At 70.1% G+C, this 15,877-nt stretch carries 16 protein-coding genes; 5 read left to right on the forward strand and 11 right to left on the reverse strand.

The window, feature by feature from the left end:
• Window positions 1-115 precede the first annotated feature (115 nt).
• Window positions 116-1,312 (forward strand): FAD-dependent monooxygenase, encoded by a 1,197-nt coding sequence (locus ACFY3I_RS39675; RefSeq protein ID WP_390865801.1) that lies wholly within the window; start codon window positions 116-118, stop codon window positions 1,310-1,312.
• Window positions 1,313-1,439: 127 nt separating this feature from the next.
• On the opposite strand, the gene ACFY3I_RS39680 is transcribed toward ACFY3I_RS39675, so the two are convergent.
• The 4 genes from ACFY3I_RS39680 to ACFY3I_RS39695 all read right to left on the reverse strand — a co-directional run bounded on the left by ACFY3I_RS39680 (window position 1,440) and on the right by ACFY3I_RS39695 (window position 4,269).
• Window positions 1,440-1,577 (reverse strand): hypothetical protein, encoded by a 138-nt coding sequence (locus tag ACFY3I_RS39680; protein WP_390865802.1) that lies wholly within the window; start codon window positions 1,575-1,577, stop codon window positions 1,440-1,442.
• Window positions 1,578-1,604: 27 nt separating this feature from the next.
• Window positions 1,605-1,961 carry a methyltransferase domain-containing protein gene (locus tag ACFY3I_RS39685; RefSeq protein WP_390865803.1) on the reverse strand — a complete coding sequence of 119 codons (357 nt, stop codon included), beginning with the start codon at window positions 1,959-1,961 and terminating at the stop codon, window positions 1,605-1,607.
• Window positions 1,962-2,123: 162 nt separating this feature from the next.
• Window positions 2,124-2,432, reverse strand: coding sequence for a hypothetical protein (locus ACFY3I_RS39690; protein ID WP_390865804.1), 309 nt, complete (start codon window positions 2,430-2,432; stop codon window positions 2,124-2,126).
• Between the two features lie 145 nt (window positions 2,433-2,577).
• Window positions 2,578-4,269, reverse strand: coding sequence for an acetolactate synthase large subunit (locus ACFY3I_RS39695; protein WP_390865805.1), 1,692 nt, complete (start codon window positions 4,267-4,269; stop codon window positions 2,578-2,580).
• 174 nt (window positions 4,270-4,443) lie between these two features.
• Between ACFY3I_RS39695 and ACFY3I_RS39700 the strand changes: the two genes are divergently transcribed.
• The gene (locus ACFY3I_RS39700) at window positions 4,444-5,181 is read left to right on the forward strand and encodes a flavodoxin family protein (protein WP_390865806.1); all 738 of its coding nucleotides are present in this window, start codon (window positions 4,444-4,446) and stop codon (window positions 5,179-5,181) included.
• Between the two features lie 83 nt (window positions 5,182-5,264).
• On the opposite strand, the gene ACFY3I_RS39705 is transcribed toward ACFY3I_RS39700, so the two are convergent.
• Both ACFY3I_RS39705 and ACFY3I_RS39710 read right to left on the reverse strand, forming a co-directional pair.
• A complete protein-coding gene (locus tag ACFY3I_RS39705; RefSeq protein WP_390865807.1) occupies window positions 5,265-5,897 on the reverse strand; it encodes a DUF2461 family protein in 633 nt (210 codons plus the stop codon).
• A 14-nt stretch (window positions 5,898-5,911) separates the two neighbouring features.
• On the reverse strand, window positions 5,912-6,406 hold the full coding sequence (locus ACFY3I_RS39710; protein ID WP_390865808.1) for an SRPBCC family protein: 495 nt from the start codon (window positions 6,404-6,406) through the stop codon (window positions 5,912-5,914).
• A gap of 445 nt (window positions 6,407-6,851) precedes the next feature.
• Here ACFY3I_RS39710 and ACFY3I_RS39715 point away from each other — a divergent pair, with 445 nt between their 5' ends.
• A complete protein-coding gene (locus ACFY3I_RS39715; protein WP_390865809.1) occupies window positions 6,852-7,625 on the forward strand; it encodes an SDR family oxidoreductase in 774 nt (257 codons plus the stop codon).
• Window positions 7,626-7,721: 96 nt separating this feature from the next.
• On the opposite strand, the gene ACFY3I_RS39720 is transcribed toward ACFY3I_RS39715, so the two are convergent.
• Window positions 7,722-8,375, reverse strand: coding sequence for a hypothetical protein (locus ACFY3I_RS39720; protein ID WP_390865810.1), 654 nt, complete (start codon window positions 8,373-8,375; stop codon window positions 7,722-7,724).
• A gap of 297 nt (window positions 8,376-8,672) precedes the next feature.
• Between ACFY3I_RS39720 and ACFY3I_RS39725 the strand changes: the two genes are divergently transcribed.
• Window positions 8,673-10,235: a hypothetical protein gene (locus ACFY3I_RS39725; protein ID WP_390865811.1), complete on the forward strand. Its 1,563-nt coding sequence runs from the start codon at window positions 8,673-8,675 to the stop codon at window positions 10,233-10,235.
• A 569-nt stretch (window positions 10,236-10,804) separates the two neighbouring features.
• Window positions 10,805-11,284: a DUF6882 domain-containing protein gene (locus ACFY3I_RS39730; RefSeq protein ID WP_390865812.1), complete on the forward strand. Its 480-nt coding sequence runs from the start codon at window positions 10,805-10,807 to the stop codon at window positions 11,282-11,284.
• A 308-nt stretch (window positions 11,285-11,592) separates the two neighbouring features.
• Here ACFY3I_RS39730 and ACFY3I_RS39735 read toward each other — a convergent pair whose 3' ends face one another.
• The 4 genes from ACFY3I_RS39735 to ACFY3I_RS39750 are packed head-to-tail and all read right to left on the reverse strand — an operon-like array spanning window position 11,593 to window position 15,652.
• Entirely contained in the window at window positions 11,593-12,249 is a 657-nt protein-coding gene (locus ACFY3I_RS39735; RefSeq protein WP_390865813.1) for a response regulator, read from the reverse strand.
• 33 nt (window positions 12,250-12,282) lie between these two features.
• Window positions 12,283-13,569, reverse strand: a complete 1,287-nt coding sequence (locus ACFY3I_RS39740) for a sensor histidine kinase (protein WP_390865814.1) — start codon at window positions 13,567-13,569, stop codon at window positions 12,283-12,285.
• 47 nt (window positions 13,570-13,616) lie between these two features.
• Window positions 13,617-14,942 carry an FtsX-like permease family protein gene (locus ACFY3I_RS39745; protein ID WP_390865815.1) on the reverse strand — a complete coding sequence of 442 codons (1,326 nt, stop codon included), beginning with the start codon at window positions 14,940-14,942 and terminating at the stop codon, window positions 13,617-13,619.
• Window positions 14,939-15,652, reverse strand: a complete 714-nt coding sequence (locus ACFY3I_RS39750) for an ABC transporter ATP-binding protein (protein WP_390865816.1) — start codon at window positions 15,650-15,652, stop codon at window positions 14,939-14,941. Before ACFY3I_RS39750 ends, ACFY3I_RS39745 begins: the two co-directional genes overlap by 4 nt.
• Window positions 15,653-15,877: the final 225 nt, after the last annotated feature.

A 15,877-nucleotide genomic window follows, 5' to 3' on the forward strand; every position in this document is an offset into this window, starting at 1 on the left:
ACCGGGATCGCGTCGCGTGGCCGAATCTGGATGCCTCTAACGCGACCGGCTCGCGTTAGCGATGGATCTCGGTCTACGCTTCAAGCGACAGATTCGCGTTAAGGAAGGTGCGGGCATGCCTCGGGTACTTGTGGTGGGTGGCGGAATCGCGGGGGACACCGTCGCGCTCATGCTGGGACGGGCCGGATGGGAGGTCACCGTCGCGGAGATCGCTCCCTCGCTGCGAGGCGGCGGCCAGGCCGTCGACCTGCGCGGCGACTGCCGTGAGGTGGTCGCCCGGCTGGGCCTGCTCGACGAGGTCCTCAAGCACTTGCTGGACCAGCGCGGCGCGGCCTGGGTGAACGGCGACGGGCGCCGGCTGGCCGCGATGCCGGTCGAGGCGTTCGACGGCAACGGCTACGTCTCGAAGGAGGAGCTGCTGCGCTCGGACCTCGCCCGTGTTGTGCACGACGCGGCGAGCTCGCACGTCACCCACCTGTTCGGCGAGACGGTGGAAGCCCTGGAGGACGTCCCGAACGGCGTGTCCGTACGGTTCCGCCACGCACCGCCCGCCGAGTTCGACCTGGTGATCGGCGCGGACGGCGCGCACTCGCGGGTACGGCGGCTGCGCTTCGGGCCTGAAGAGGTCTTCCGGCGCCCGCTCGGCCTCGCGCATGCCTGGTTCACCATGGACGAGAAGCCGGCGACCCCCTCGGTCGACGGCTGGTTCATCACCCACAACGCGCCGGGCAGCCGGGCCGTCGAGGCGCGACCGGGCCATCCCGGCCAGCAGGAGATCGGGTTCACCTTCGCGGCGGCCACGCTGCCTCCGCGGCACGACCGCGAGGCCCAGTTCGCCCTGCTCGACCGGCTGTTCGCGGACGTGGGCTGGCGCACGCGGGAACTGCTCGCCGCAGCCCGGCACGCGCCCGACTTCGCGCTCGACACCTTCGACCAGATCCAGGTGCCGGTGTGGTCCGACGGCCGGGTGGTGCTGCTCGGGGACAGCGCCTGGTGCGCGAGCCCCCTCAGTGGACTCGGCACGGCCCTGGCGCTTCGCGGCGCGGTGGAACTGGCCGACGCTCTGGCCGCGGCCGACGCCCTGCGGCTGCCACACCGCCTCTCGGACGCGCTCACCGCGTACGAGACCGCGATGCGCCCGCGGGTTGATGAGGCGCAACGGCTGTTCCCCGGCCGGGTGCGGCAGGCGGCACCCCGCACCGAACTCGGCATTCACGTCGTCGCGTGGCTGATCCGCCGCATTCAGAGGCCCCCGCTGGCCAAGACGTTCTCCCGCCTCGCGGCCAGGCACGGACAGGGCGGCGTGGCCTGACGCCGACCGGTGACGGGGTGGAGGAGGCCGCAAAGCGATGGGGAGTCGATGGGTCGCCCGGTGAGCGCCACCGAGCGGCTGCGGCGAGATGGGACGGCTCTCCGTTACCGGCGAAAGGCTGCGTCCGTCACCGCCTACGAGCCAGTGACTGCACCGCGGTGGACCGGTGGCCGTTCATCGTGGCGACTTCGATCGTGCGTTCCCTCACCAGGTCGAAGCCTGACAGCAGCGAGTGCAGGTGGGTGATGTCGTGGTGCCGGAGCACCGCACCGTCTTCCGTGGCGAAGACTCCCTACGGGGTGGCGGACCGCTGGGCGTGGGCGGCGTAGCGGTCGCGGCTTCGCCGGTCGTCCTGCAGGACGAGACCGCTGACGTACAGCAGCCCGCCAGGGGGCAGGGCGCGGCTCAGTTCGGCGACGACCGCCTGCTGCGCTTCGTTGTCGGGGACGCACGTCAGGACCGCGAACAGCAGGACCGCATCGAAGGCCGCTGAGGCGCAGACCAGGTCGGGTGGGGCCGCCAGCGCCTGTCGGATCACGGGTATCAGCTGATCGGCCGCCTCCGGGAAGCACCGTGCCGCCGCGGCGAGAAGCCGGGCGCCGGGTCGGCGCAGGACCAGTTCCAGGGCTCGGAGGTCGCGGGAGTGCACCAGAGCGAGAAGTGCCGCCTCGGCGGTCTCGTCCTCGGCCGTCGCGTACCTGTGCAGGGTGTCGCGGATACCGGAGTCCGCCCCGGGCAGCAGCTCGACCTGGTGACCGATGGTCCGCAGGCGGGCGGCGAGGGCGCGGGCTCCCCTCTGATGGGGCAGGGCTCACAACAGCAGGTCCACCACCGCGGGCTCCCGGTCCCGCCAGGTCGCGGCGATCTCCTCGACCAGCCAGGACCCACGCGAGCCCACGTCTCCGGCCGCGATCCAGCGGGCGGCCACGGCGAAGCCGGCGTCCGGGTCCTCGCTGAGCAGGTTCCTCAGCCGCTCGTCCTGGGCCTCGCTGCCCGACCAAGGGACGTCGTCGTCCCCCGGATCGGGTTCGGCGCCGTCCTCGGCGATCCCATCCGTCAGCTGAGCCGCGTACGGCGGGCCGGATCGGGCGACGGCGAGCGCGGTCGCCGTCAGTCTCACCTCGGACAGCGGGCTGTCGAGCGCCGCCGTCTCCCGTCACCACTGACAGAGCCGCGTCCGGACCGGTGCGGGGACACACACCATGGGCGCTCGCGTCGGCACCCAGTCCGACAGCGGGAGTTCGCACCCGCCGATCCCCCGCAGGTCAGAACGGACCGCTGAGTGCGCCGAGCCGGTCGGTCAGACGCAGGTTCTCGGAGTAGTCCACGGGGCAGGCGATCACGGAGACGCCGCCGTTGTCGAGGGCACGGGTCAGCGTGGGCAGAAGCTGCTCGGCCGACTCGATCCGACAGCCGTGCGCGCCGAAGCTCCGCGCGTACGCGACCAGGTCCGGATTGGTGAACCGGGTGTGGCCGTGGCGGCCCAGTTCGAGCTCCATCTTCCAGGTGATCAGGCCGTACTCCTCGTCCACGAGGACGAGGACGACCAGCGGGATGTCCTCGCGGACAGCGGTCTCCAACTCCTGGGAGTTCATCAGGAAGGCGCCGTCGCCCATCATGGCCAGGACGCGTCGATCGGGCCTGGCCAGCTTGGCGGCGATGGCGCCCGGCAACGCGAAGCCCATGGTGGACAGGCCGTTGGAAACCAGGCAGGTGTCCGGTTCGTAGGTCGGGTAGAGGCGGGACATCCACATCTTCCCGGCGCCGGTGTCGGCGAGCACGATGTCGTGGCGGTCCAGCGCCGTGCGGACGTCCGCCACCACCCGCTGCGGCACCAGGGGAAAGGCGTCGTTGTCCCGTCCGTACCGCAGCTCCTCGTCGAGCAGCGTGCGGATCCTCGCGCTGCCGGCCCGGTCGTAGGTGAGACCGTCGGGCAGTGCCGCCGCCAGCGCGTCCAGAGCCTGCGAGGGATCACCTCTGACGCCCACCGCCACCGGGTAGTGGGCGTCCACCTCGGCGGCGAAGCGATGCAGGTGCAGGATCCGCTTGTCGCCGTTCGGGTTGATCTTGACGGGGTCGAACTCCTGGATCTCGTAGCCCACGCAGATCAGCACGTCGGCGCTGTCGAAGCCGAAGTTCCCGTAGTCGTGGCGCATGAAGCCGACCGCGCCGAGGGCACCCGGATGGTCGTCGGGGAACACGCCCTTGCCGTGGAACGTGGTCGCGACCGGGATGTTCAGCCGTTCGGCGAACCGCAGCAGCGCGGCCGACGCCCCGGCCCTGGCGGCGCCGTGGCCCGCCAGTACGACCGGGTGCCGGGCGGTGGTGAGCACCTCGACGGCCCGCGCGATCTGAGAAGGGGACGGCGCGTCGGCACGCACCGTGTCGATCTGGAGCGGTGCCAGCGGCTCAGTGGGATGCGCCGCCTCGATGTCCTCCGGCACGGCCAGGAACACGGCACCGGGGCGCTCGCTCTGCGCCGTCTTGAACGCCTTGCGGGTCATCTCCGGCACCCCGTCCGGACACGAGATCTGGGCCGCCCACTGGGTGACGGGGGCGAACATCGACACGAGATCGATGACCTGGTGCGACTCCTTGTGGACGCGGCGCAGGGAGCCCTGCGCGGCCAGGGCCACCAGCGGCGCGCTGTTGGTGGTGGCGTCCGCGACACCGAGGAGCAGATTGATCGCGCCGGGCCCCAGGGTCGCCGAACACACGCCGGCCCGGCCGGTCAGCCGTCCGTAGATCTCCGCCATGAAGGAGGCGGCCTGCTCGTGCCGCACCAGGACGTACCGGATACCGGAGTCGTCGAGCGCGTCGACGAAGCGGATGTTCTCCTCACCCGGGATCCCGAAGACGTACTCCACGCCCTCGGCCCGCAGACAGCGCACCAGGAGATGCGCGACGTCCTCCGTCGCTGCCGTGTTCCGCGCCCCGGTCGCGCCCTCGGTGCCCATACGACGAACGTAGGCACGCCCCGCCGTCCGGGCCACTCCTCGGCCGCCGACCGGGGTGTGGAGCGACGGAACCGTTCGGAGGTACTGCGGTGGCGGCTGCCGGCGAGGCCCCGCACCCTGGCCAAGTGGACGGACGCCGTGCGCAGGCCGGCGGCCGAGCTTCGGGAGGACCGTGTGACCGCTTCGCCGCCCGCTACGGACGTACCACCGGCGCGGTACGACGACCTGCGCGCCCTGGTGATCAACTGCACCCTCAAGCGCTCCCCGGAGACCAGCAACACGCAGGGGCTGGTCGATCGGAGCACCACCATCATGAAGGCGCAGGGAGTGCACGTCGATGTCGTCCGCGCCGTGGACCTGGACATCGCCACCGGCGTGTGGCCCGACATGACCGAGCACGGCTGGGCGACGGACGCCTGGCCGGACCTGTACCGACAGGTGCTCGCAGCCGACATCCTGGTGCTGGCCGGACCGATCTGGCTGGGCGACAACAGTTCCGTGACGAAGCGTGTGATCGAGCGTCTCTACGCCTGCTCCAGCCAGCTCAACGAAGCGGGCCAGTACGCCTATTACGGCCGTGTCGGCGGCTGCCTGATCACCGGCAACGAAGACGGTGTCAAACACTGTGCCATGAACGTCCTCTACAGCCTGCAGCACCTGGGGTACACCATTCCGCCGCAGGCCGACGCCGGCTGGATCGGTGAGGCCGGCCCCGGACCGTCCTACCTCGACCCCGGCTCGGGCGGCCCGGAGAACGACTTCACCAACCGCAACACCGCCTTCATGACCTGGAACCTGCTGCACCTGGCCCGTGCGCTGAAGGACCTCGGCGGCATCCCCGCCCATGGCAACCAGCGCAGCGCCTGGGACGCGGGCTGCCACCGCGATCACCAGAACCCCGAACACCGGTAGCGGTGCCACGCAGCTTCCTCCGCGACAAGCCCGGTTCGGCACCGGGTGTGCTTCCACCGGCTCCGGGCGGCACTTCTGTCACGTCAGCCGGCGCGCTTCACATGGCGGACCAGCCACATGAGCAGGGCGTCCAGATCAGCGGCGGCCGCCAGCACCCGGTCGACAGCCTCGGGAGTGTGCAGCCACTCCGCGCAGCCGAGGGGACGGGCGGCGATCAGCGAACGGTGGCGCAGGAGGTCCCTGCGGGAATGGTTGGTTGGGTAGCCGCGCGGAGGCCGTTTCATCACGTCGCCCGAGATGTCGTAGCCCTTGCTCCGTAAGTCCTCGACCACGACGGAGAGTTCGCGGCCGCTCGCCTCGGAGGCCACGGCCTTGCGGAACATGTCCACCTGGCCGGGATCCGGGTACCACCAGGCGCCCTGGATCCGCAGGCCGTCCAGGTCGAACCGGAGACCGATCTCGACCTTGCGGCCGAGCCTGATCACCGCGCTCTGGTGCTGCCACCACCAGGAGCCGGTGCGGAAGTGCCAGACGGAGAAATCCTCGTACCGCGAGTCGGTGTCCGCGATGTCGTTGAGCAGAGCGATCATCGGCTGCCGCACAAGACGTTCGCGGTCCGCGCGACAGCGTTCGCGTGTCGCGTGGGTCGGTTCGCCCTGGAGCTGCCACAGCACGTCCATGGCCTGCTCCGGCCAGCCGGTGAACTGTCCCCGCATGCAGGCAGGGTAACTCACACGTGGTCCGCCGACGGCGGGTCGGAGGGAGGTGCACCCAGGGCGTGGTCGACCGACTTCGGCAGCCGCTCGGCCACACCGTCGCCGAGCCGCTCGAACTCCTGCTTCAGCAGGGGAGCGGCCAGCCGAGCCAGACCGTGGAACTCGATACGCGCCCGGTAGGTCAGCCGCGTCCGCCCGCCCACCTCCTCGAAACGCATGTCGTCGGTGGAGGTGGCCGTCTTGTTGTGCCCCACGAACGTCAGACGGTCCGCGTCGAAGCGGTCCAGCCGATAACGCAATGAGGTACGCCGCCCGCGGAACTCCGAGAGGTTGTCCCACTCGGCACCCACCGCGAGGGCCCCGTCGTCCACCCGGGCACACGTGACGGTCCCGGGATCCCACATCTCGGTCCTCGAGAAGTCCGCGAGAAACGGCACGACGTCCGCCAGCGCATGATCCAAAGTCATGACCCGCTCGACCTCTATCACCACTGCCTCCGCACCCGTCATACATCTTCTGCCGGCTTCCGTACACCCTCTTCTGCCTGGGTGAGGCCCACGGATGCACGAAACGGCGAGACGGCTACGGCAGCCTCGCTTACCGGCCCCTCCATCCGCTCAGGCGCGGCTTGGCGCGTCCTGCTTCTCATGGAACTCCCGGAAGCCGAACGCGACGAACTGCAGCGTGCGATCAACCGGTACGGCACCGCCCCGGCACGCGACGATCCGCAAGACTGACAGCGAAGCGCTCGGCCGGCGCCGACCGAGCCGGCCTCCGCCTGGCCTTCCCGCCCCCGCCGTCTGCGGTCCGAGCGGGTGGTCCTGGTGGCCCCGCCACGGCCCGGTCGGTACGGCGCCACGCGCAAACGCTGAGCTGGTGATCTGCTGGAGGCCGGATAGCGGCCCCGAGCCTCGATTCCGCCCCGGCTCCGTCACCCGTGGAAGGCGCGTCACCATGTCCACTGCCCCAGTACAGCCTCTCGACGGCCGCGTCGCGGTGGTGACCGGTGCCTCCAGCGGTATCGGCGAGGCATCCGCCGAACACCTGGCGTCCCTGGGGGCGAAAGTCGTCGTCGTCGCGCGGCGGGCGGGCCGCCTGGAGGACCTGGTCGCCCGGATCGAGGGGAACGGCGGGACCGCGCTGGCGATCGGCGCCGATGTCACCGACGCCGCGGCCGTGCAGGCCGCCGCGGACCGGGTGGAGTCCGACTTCGGTGGCGCTGACCTGCTGTTCAACAACGCGGGCGTGATGCTTCCGGCCCCGGTGGAGGAACGGGCCACCGATCAGTGGCAGCGTCAGATCGACCTGAACGTGACCGGACTGATGAATGTGATCGGCTCGTTCGTCCCGCAGCTGGTCAGGACCGCGGGCGAGCGCGGGGTGGCCGACCTGATCAACACCTCTTCGATCGCCGCGCAGAACATCTTCCCCAACTTCGCGGTCTACTCGGGAACCAAGGCCTACGTCACCCACCTGTCGCGTCACCTGCGGACCGAGCTGGGCCCGAAGAAGGTCCGGGTCTCCGCGATCGAGCCGGGCATCGTCGGCACGGAGCTGCAGAGCCACGTCACGGACGACGGCGCCCTCCAATGGCTTGAAGGCTCGAAGGAGACGGTGGACTGGCTCACCGCGCAGGACATCGCCGAGATCGTCGGTTTCCTCGCCTCGCTGCCCCCGCGCGTGAATCTCCAGCAGGTCACCATCATGCCGACCGGTCAGACCAGTTGACCGACACTCCGCTACTGGGCCTCGGTTCAGCGCGGGGCCTACGGCGGCGACGGCGTCGTTCAACGGCCACCGGGGTCCCTGGCGCACAGTGCGTGCTCAGAGCGTACTGTCGACTGCCGCTGCTGCCCAGCGACGGATGTGCTGGTCGGGATCGGCACGGGCGGATACGAGTGTCGTGTCGAACAGCTCGTGCAGATGCGGCGGGTATGCCACGCGCGAGGTAGGCAGGTAGAGCAGGACACCGTGGCGAATCCGTAGATCGGTGGATTCGGCGAACACTTGCATGGAGACCTCCAGCCAGGCGTGTTCGATGTCTTCCGCCTCGTCCAGAGCGGAGTCACGAACCCCCGTGTGCCCGTACGCGGAGGATCGGTCTGCTCGCAGAGGCACGTGAGCGCAGTACCAGGCCCGCACGGCCCCCGCTCGCTCAGTGTTCGTGCCGAGCCGTAGACAGTCGACCAGCGCGGCCATCACACGGCGGCGTCCGAACGCGTAGACCGCCGGCTCGACGAACCAGAGGCAGAAGCTGGGGTCCGGGTCGTAGACCGCTGCGGCCATGAGCGGGGCGAAGTACTCTTCGGACAGGCCGGTGCCTTTGAGAAGCGACTTGCGGGCCGCATGGGCCAGGTGTCGAGCACGTCGAGCTTCCGGCACCTCCGCACCGTTCCCCAGGCCCAGCAGCCTGGCAACTTCGGTTACGCAGGACAGGAACGAGCGTGCTGTCGCCTCATGGCGGTCGTCTATGGCCATGACTCGATTCTGGAGGGGTCAACGCCTCCGTGACAGCGACGTCGTCGCCACTGCGTGATCCACCGCTTGCCGTGCGCCGTTTCTCCCCGGGCGAAACGATCACGCTGCAGCAGGCGGCCCTGGACCTGACTGAACATCAACTCACCCCTGAGCAGCGTAAATTCAGACGGCACTGAGGGACCCGCACTGTTAGCCTCCCTGCGCTCAGCAAGATTTTTCGTCCAGGGAGGGGCTCTCGTCGTGAAGGTAAGGAAGAGACCGTGGAGATCCGGACTGCTCGCCGCAGCCGTGGGAGGGATGCTGCTCGCAACGCTGGTGGCCGGACCGGCGCAGGCGGAGGACGGGCAGCAGGCCGCCGGGCCCAAGCTGACGGCGCTGTCCGTCGAGTCGAGCACCGTTGACGCCTCCTCCGGCGACGGCACGGTCACGATCGACTGGACGGTCCAGGACGGTGACACGGCGGCCACCGACATGCTGGGGTCCCTCACCGTCCAGCAGGTCGGGACCGACGGACGTCTCGTCGGCGCACCGCAGGCCCTGACATTCTCGTTCCAGCCGGGGTGGCCCTACCAGGCGAACCCGGTCGACGGCACCATGGCGTCCGCGCACTACAGCTACGCCTTCCCCGTACCGCAGTACGCCGCGCAGCCCACGGCCCGGTGGGCCGTGGTGAAGGCCGCGGCCAGGGACGACCGGGGCGGCACCCTGGCCGTAGGGCGGCAGGGACTGGCCCGGTACGGGGCGGCGTTCACCGCCACGCACCTCGTCGACTCGACCGGGCCGGCGTACGACCAGCTCGGACAGGTGGTGGACCAGCCCGAGTACCTGTACAACGCCGATGCCTCCGTCACCGCCCGGTACCGGCTGGACATCACCGACGACGAGTCCGGGTTCTTCCGCGGGCGGCTCACCCTCGCCGGCCCGCAGGGCGCTACGGCGAGTGGAGTGTTCCGGCTGGTGCCGAACACCGACGGCTCGCAGCAGTGCGGGGACTACCCCGGCTACGACAGCCACGACGTCTGGTGCACCGTCGACGTCACCATGCCCGCCGGCGCCCCCGCCGGCTCCTGGTCCATCTCGCGGCTCAGCCTGACCGACGCCTCGGGAACCGTCAGCGCATCCCGGCGCCTCTCCCAGGACCCGGTGCACGTCACGCAGAACGGCACGGTGCGGGCGAGTGACTTCGCCATCAGCCCCGGGCAGTACAACAACTGGAACGGCGTCGCGCGGCTGGCGGTCACCATGAAACCGTCCGGCTTCCGCGACGGGATCGCCTCCGTGACGATGCTGCTGGACGGGTGCGGCGGGTCGATCACGGAGAACCCCGAGATCGCGGCCGACGGCTCGATCTCGCTGACGGCCACCGTGCCACCCGTCTACACCAGGAAGTGTGCGGTCACGGGAATCGGCATCACCGACGGCGCCGGTGACACCGCGGCGTACGGCAGGGACTTCCACGGGCCGCCGCTCGACCTGGTCGCCACCCAGATCCCGGACACGGCGGCACCGGTGGTGAACTCGGCCTCGCTCGATGTCACGTCCGTCCCCGCCAGCACCCTGCGGCGCAACGCCGTCCTGACCCTGGACGTGACGTCGTTCGTCGGCGTCAACCGCTTCAGCCTCACCGTGTACGACGCGAACGGGGAGTCGGTCGGCGGCGAGTCCGGCGGCGTCAGCTCCGTCACCGACGGTCCGCTCAAGCTGGTGGTGCCCCTGTACGAAGGCCTCAGGCCCGGCGTCTACACGGTCGGCTTCACGCTCACGGACGCGGGTGACCTGCACAGCCAGTACGGCTACCCCAGCGGCCTCAGCCTGCCCGTGCCCGGCGGACCACTGCACATCACGGTGACCGACGACTGAAGGCGACGAGAGGCCATTCTCCGCCGAGCCCTGGTGAGCAGCTCGGCGGAGAGCCGACAGAGGCGGCCCGCGTACCCACAGCCAGGGGGCGCACCGCCGCAGCCGCCCCGCGCGCTCTTCGCCCCGTTCGCGCGGTCGGGCCACCGGGGACGGGAGCGTGGATGCGGAGGTGTTCGCGCCGGCCTGGCCTGTCTCACCGCCGCGGGGGCGCAGGGCTGGCGGCGGTCGCCGGTGCCTTCTTCGGTGGGGGCTGAGGTGTGCTGGTGTCCACCCGGACGGACGGCGTGCCGAGCGTCGGCGATGCTGTCGAGGGCGGCCGCGGTGACCGCTGCAGGCGTGATGCCGAACTCGGGGCTCTGACTCAACTTCCGTGACTCGTAACGCTGGGTTATTCGGTGAGAGATCGAAGGCTGACCAGCAGCAGTACACGCGCGCAGTTTGACTGCGGGCTGACATCGAAGCGCACCCCACCTGGTTCAGAACGCCCTCGCACAAGATCAGAACCGGCCGAGTCGCGTCATCGTCCCGGATGGGAAGATCACGCGGACAGTTCTGCGTGAGGAGGCCAGGTGGACGAGCACTCGAAACATGACCACTCCAGATGGGACGAGGTCGTATTCGCAGCTCGGGAGCGTGCCCGCAGGCGGCAGGCACTCATGGTCGAGCGCTTCGGACTGTCGGGTGACGTGCAATACCAGTGGTCGATGGACGACGCGAAGATCACCTGGTCGCGTGACGGGAAGGTGTTCCTCACCGGCCGTATCATCATGATCGGCAGCGTCAGCCTCGCCCAGCAGACCTGGCTGTGGTCCTGGGCAAATGAATCACTTCCCCCCACCATCCTGGGCGACATCGGGAGGGTTCGACAGTTCGGCGAGGAAAACGACTACCCCGTTCTACCGTGGCCGAGCTTCAACTACCACCCGGAGCTCGTCGCAGAGGCGCGAATGGTCGCGGCCTCCATCCTCGACGCCGAAGGACTGTGGGCGGATTCGACGGACGACGTACAACTCCACTTTCTGGTGCACGACTTGACGCGCGCCGATTGAGGGCGACAGCCTCACAGGTCCCGACGGAAAAATCTCGGGGGCCAAGAGGACGACCTCCCTTCAGAAGAGCCGCTCCCATCTGAACCTGCTCGGCCGTTATACCTTCAGCGCCACCGTCCGGGCCGCTGGCGCCCTGCGTCCACTGCGCGACCCGGACGTACCGGAGCTGGACGAGGACGACGTAGACGAGGGGTGATGAGCGGGGCACCAACCTGTCGGGTGACCGGTCGTTGAGAGCCGCAGGCCCGGCAGCCGGATCGTAGGCGGGCCGGCACCGAGCGTTGTGCCGTCGCCGGAGGGGCTACAGCTCAGTGGCCTGGGCCCTGGCGGAGCATGTGGATGACGGCGAGGACCCGGCGGTTGTGGTCTTCCGACACCGGGAGGTCCAGCTTCGCGAAGATCGCTGCCACGTGCTTCTCCACGGTGCCCGCGGACACGTGTAGCTGTTGAGCGATGGCCGTGTTTGAACGGCCCTCGGCCATCAGCTTCATGACGTCTTGCTCCCGTACGGTGAGCGCCTGGAGCTTCTCGGTGCGGCGGCTCGTGCTGGCGAGTTGGGTGACGACCTCGGGGTCGAGTGCGGTGCCGCCGGCCGCGACGCGTTCCAGCGCGTCGGTGAACTCGGCGACATTCGCGACGCGCTCCTTGAGCAGGTAGCCCACGCCGGCGGAACCCTGCCCGAGGAGCCGGGTCGCGTACTTGGTTTCGACGTACTGGGAGAAGAGCAGAACACCCGTCTGGGGGTGACGTTGCCGGATGTCGATCGCCGCGCGCAGCCCGTCGTCGGTGTGGGTCGGTGGCATCCGGATGTCCACGACCGCGATGTCAGGCGCGTGCTCGGCGACGGCCGCGCGCAGGGCGTCGGCGTCCGCGACCGCGGCGACGACCTCGTGGCCTCGCATGGTCAGCATCTGGACGAGCAGCTCGCGCAGCACGGCGGCGTCCTCGGCGATCACTAGGCGCATGGACGCAGCCTCGCACACGCCGCGTCGGCGGGGTCAGGCATGGAGGGGCAACCTCACCTGTACCGTCGTGGGTCCCCCGGCGGGGCTGTGGACCGTCAGCCCACCGTCGACCGTGCGGGACCGCTGGACGAGTCCGGCCAGCCCACCGCCCTCGGCGATGTGTGCACCGCCGCGGCCGTCATCGGTGACCCGCAATCGCAGCGTGCCGTCGCCGGTTGACACCTCGATGCGGCAGCTGCGCGCCCCGCTGTGCTTGATGGCGTTGGCGAGCAGTTCGGCGGCGCAGTAGTAGGCCAGGCTCTCGATGGCCGGGGTCGGCCGCTGCGGCAGGTCCACCGATACGCAGACCGGCAGCGCGGTGCGTGCGGCGAGGGTGGTCAAGGCGTCCGGCAGTCCGGCGTCGAGGGTGGGCGGGTGAAGGCCGCGGGAGAGGTCGCGCAGCTCTGTCAGGGTCTCGGCGGCGTTGTCACGGGCGGTCTCCACCAGACGATGCAGCTCGGGGTGGTCACGGTCGTCGAGTTGCTCGCGCACCATGTCCAGGCTCATCGCCAGGGCTGCGAGCCGGACCTGCGCGCCGTCGTGCAGGTCGCGCTCAAGCCGTCGCAGCCGCTCGGCCGCGTCATCGACGGCCTGGGCGCGGGTCTGTTCCAGGGTGCGTACCCGCTCGTCAAGGGTGGTCGGGCCGAGCAGCGCCCGCAGGAGCAGACGGTCCAGGGCGACGAAGGCACGGGTGAGCCAGGGTGCGACCAGGAGCATCGCGCAACCCAACGCGGCCGCGGTGAAGGCGGCACCGAGCGAGTGCGGGTGCAAGCCGAGACCGGGAAAGGGCGAGAGCATGCCGAAGTCCCGCTGGCCGGCCGCCCAGCGCACCGGCGCGATGACGTACAGCGCGCCGATCACCCACCACGACACAGCCCACAGCCCGAGCGTTGCCACCGGCAGCTTCACCATGACGTAGGCCACCGCCCGCCACGCCGTGACGTCCTGAAGACGCGCCCTGACGCCCGCGACCCATCCGTGCCCGGCTTTCGGCCGGGACGGCTCGTCGATGCGCTCACCGAGCAGTCGCCGGGCAAGGCGCCGCTGTAGCGCGCCCATGCCGCGGGCGAGCCCAAGCCCCGCCACGAGGAAGACGAGGCCGGGCACCGCTCCGAGCACGGTGAGCGTGAGCGCACAGCCGAGCGCCACGACGGCCACGGCGATAAGGGTGACTCCCACCAGGTTGGGGACGAAGGACAGCAGGCAGTACGCCGTCTCCTGCCACGCCCGACGTGTCAGGGGCGCCGTCAGTACGGTGCGGCCGATGTGCGGCTTGGGCATCGCGCCGTCCTCGCTCCTCCAGGCCACCGGCCTCCCCTGCCGACTCCTCATGCGCTGTGCCGCGTCACACCATCGACGGGCCGCACGCACAGCATCCGCGCCAGCGGCGCGCAGTACGCCGCCAGGACAATCCCTGCCCCGCTGACCAGCATCGCCCCCCAGCCCCACACCGGCACCCCCGAAACCGGCGTACCGACCTTCTGGCCCAGCGGAACGAGCACCGCGAGCCCGGCCAGCGCCCCGGCACCCAGGCCCGCAAGGGCTGTTATCCCGCTCTCAGCCACCACGACCGCCGTGATCTGCCGCTTCTCGGCGCCCACCATCCGCAGCAGGGCAAACTCCCGCACCCTCTCCAGAATCAGCATCACCAGGGCGTTCGCGGCCACGACTCCGGTGAAGCCGGCGTAGAGCAAGGTCCCGAAGACCGCCATCCAGTCCATTTCCTCGGCCCCGGCCAGCATCACGAACTGGGCCACCGCGAAGGCCGTCATCATCGCGATCGGTGCGATCGCCGCCGCGAGGCGGCGCGAGCGGGCCCGGGCCCCCAGGACGGCCAGCTCACCGGCCACGCCGCCGTAACGACGAAGGAGCGGCGCCACGACGGCGGTCGCCACCCGGCCTATCCAGGGTCCTGCCAGGCCGATCGCGATGAGGTAGGCGAGGAGCACGATGGGGATCTCGGACGCGGCGTCCTTGGCCGAGCTCGCGCCTGCGACCACCGACAGGACGGCTGCCGCACCGAGAAAGAGCAGGGACGCCACAGCGCGGATACGACCGGCCCGGTCGCTGCCCGGGACGGCCGAGCGGGCCAGGGCAGCTGAAGGGCGGGTCCGCGACGCCCGCCAGGCAGCGATCTTCCCGCCCAGCTGGGAGCAGACCACCAAAACGCCTGCCGTGGTGAACAAGGGGATCAGGCCGACGTCCATCGTCATACCGTCCGGGACCATGCCCTGGGCAGCCATGCCGTCGAACCACACGTGGGCGAGCAACGCTCCGAGCCCGTAGCCGACGGGCAGTGCGAGCGCGGAGGCCCACAGCGCCTCGGTAGCCACCATGCGGCGGATCTGCTTGGGCTCGGCGCCGATGGCCCGCAGCAACGCGATCTCGCGGCCGCGCTGGGCGACCGCAAGGGACATCACCTGGCCAATGACGAAGATGGCCATGTAGACGGTGAGGTTGCTGAAGGCGATGCCCACGTCGTAGAGCTCGGCCTGCTTGGGGGACACGGGCACACGCGAGGCGGACACGGCCATGGCCACGCACGCGGTGGTGACCGTAGCGGAGAAGGCCAACGCGGCAAACGCACCGGCGAAGGCGGAGTGACGGGCCTTGACCGAAGCGGTGGCCAGCCCGGTCGGGCGGAAGAGAGTCACGCGCGCACCCCTGCGGTCGACTCGGACTGTGCCTGGGCGGTGTCACCGACCAGGCGGCCTTGTGAGAGATGCAGCACACGGTCCGCCCGGGCAGCCACCGCCGGATCGTGGGTGACAACGACGACCGTGGCTCCGTGCCCGCTGGCCGCCTCCCGCAGCAGGTCGAGGACTCCGCCGGCGGTCTCCTGGTCGAGTGCTCCCGTGGGCTCGTCCGCGAAGACGATGTCCGGCTCCGTGACAAGAGCACGGGCGATCGCCACGCGTTGCTGCTGCCCGCCGGACAGCTCGCCGGGCCGGCTGTCCTCGCACCCGTCGAGGCCGACGCGGGCCAGCACGCGACGCGCCAGCTCAGCATCCCGCCTCTTGCCGTCCAGGCGCAGCGGAAGCAGTACGTTCTCCTGCGCGGTGAGGGCCGGCAGCAGGTTGAAGGACTGGAATACGAAGCCGATGCGTCTGCGCCGCAGCCGGGTCAATTCGCGTTCCCGCATCGCACTGATCACCTGACCGGCCAGGCGCACCGTGCCCGAAGTGGGCCGGTCCAAACCGGCCGCGCACTGCAGGAAGGTCGACTTGCCGGAACCGGAGGGCCCCACGACCGCGGTGAGGGTGCCGGCGCAGAGCCGGGCGTCGAGAGCGTGGAGAGCGTGGACGGCATGCGGCCCGCAGCCGTAGCTACGGCTGACCTGGTCCAGTTCAAGAACGGCGTTCATAAAGTCCCTGCTGATGTGCCGGAAGTACAGCCCTTCGGGGTCTGACAAGTTCCACGCTATGGACTGGGCGCGGACACCGGTACGGGGCTGTCCTCCGATCTCTCTGGGGGAAATCCCCCAGGACACAGGCGGCGGCTCAAAGCTCCGCCTGTCGTCATTCGATCGTTTGTTGACGGCTGCCCTCACATGCGATGGCCCCGACGTGCGGGCTGTGTCGGTGGTGAG

Origin of the sequence: Streptomyces sp. NPDC001068, from assembly GCF_042897315.1 — a bacterium.
Lineage (GTDB): Bacteria > Actinomycetota > Actinomycetes > Streptomycetales > Streptomycetaceae > Streptomyces.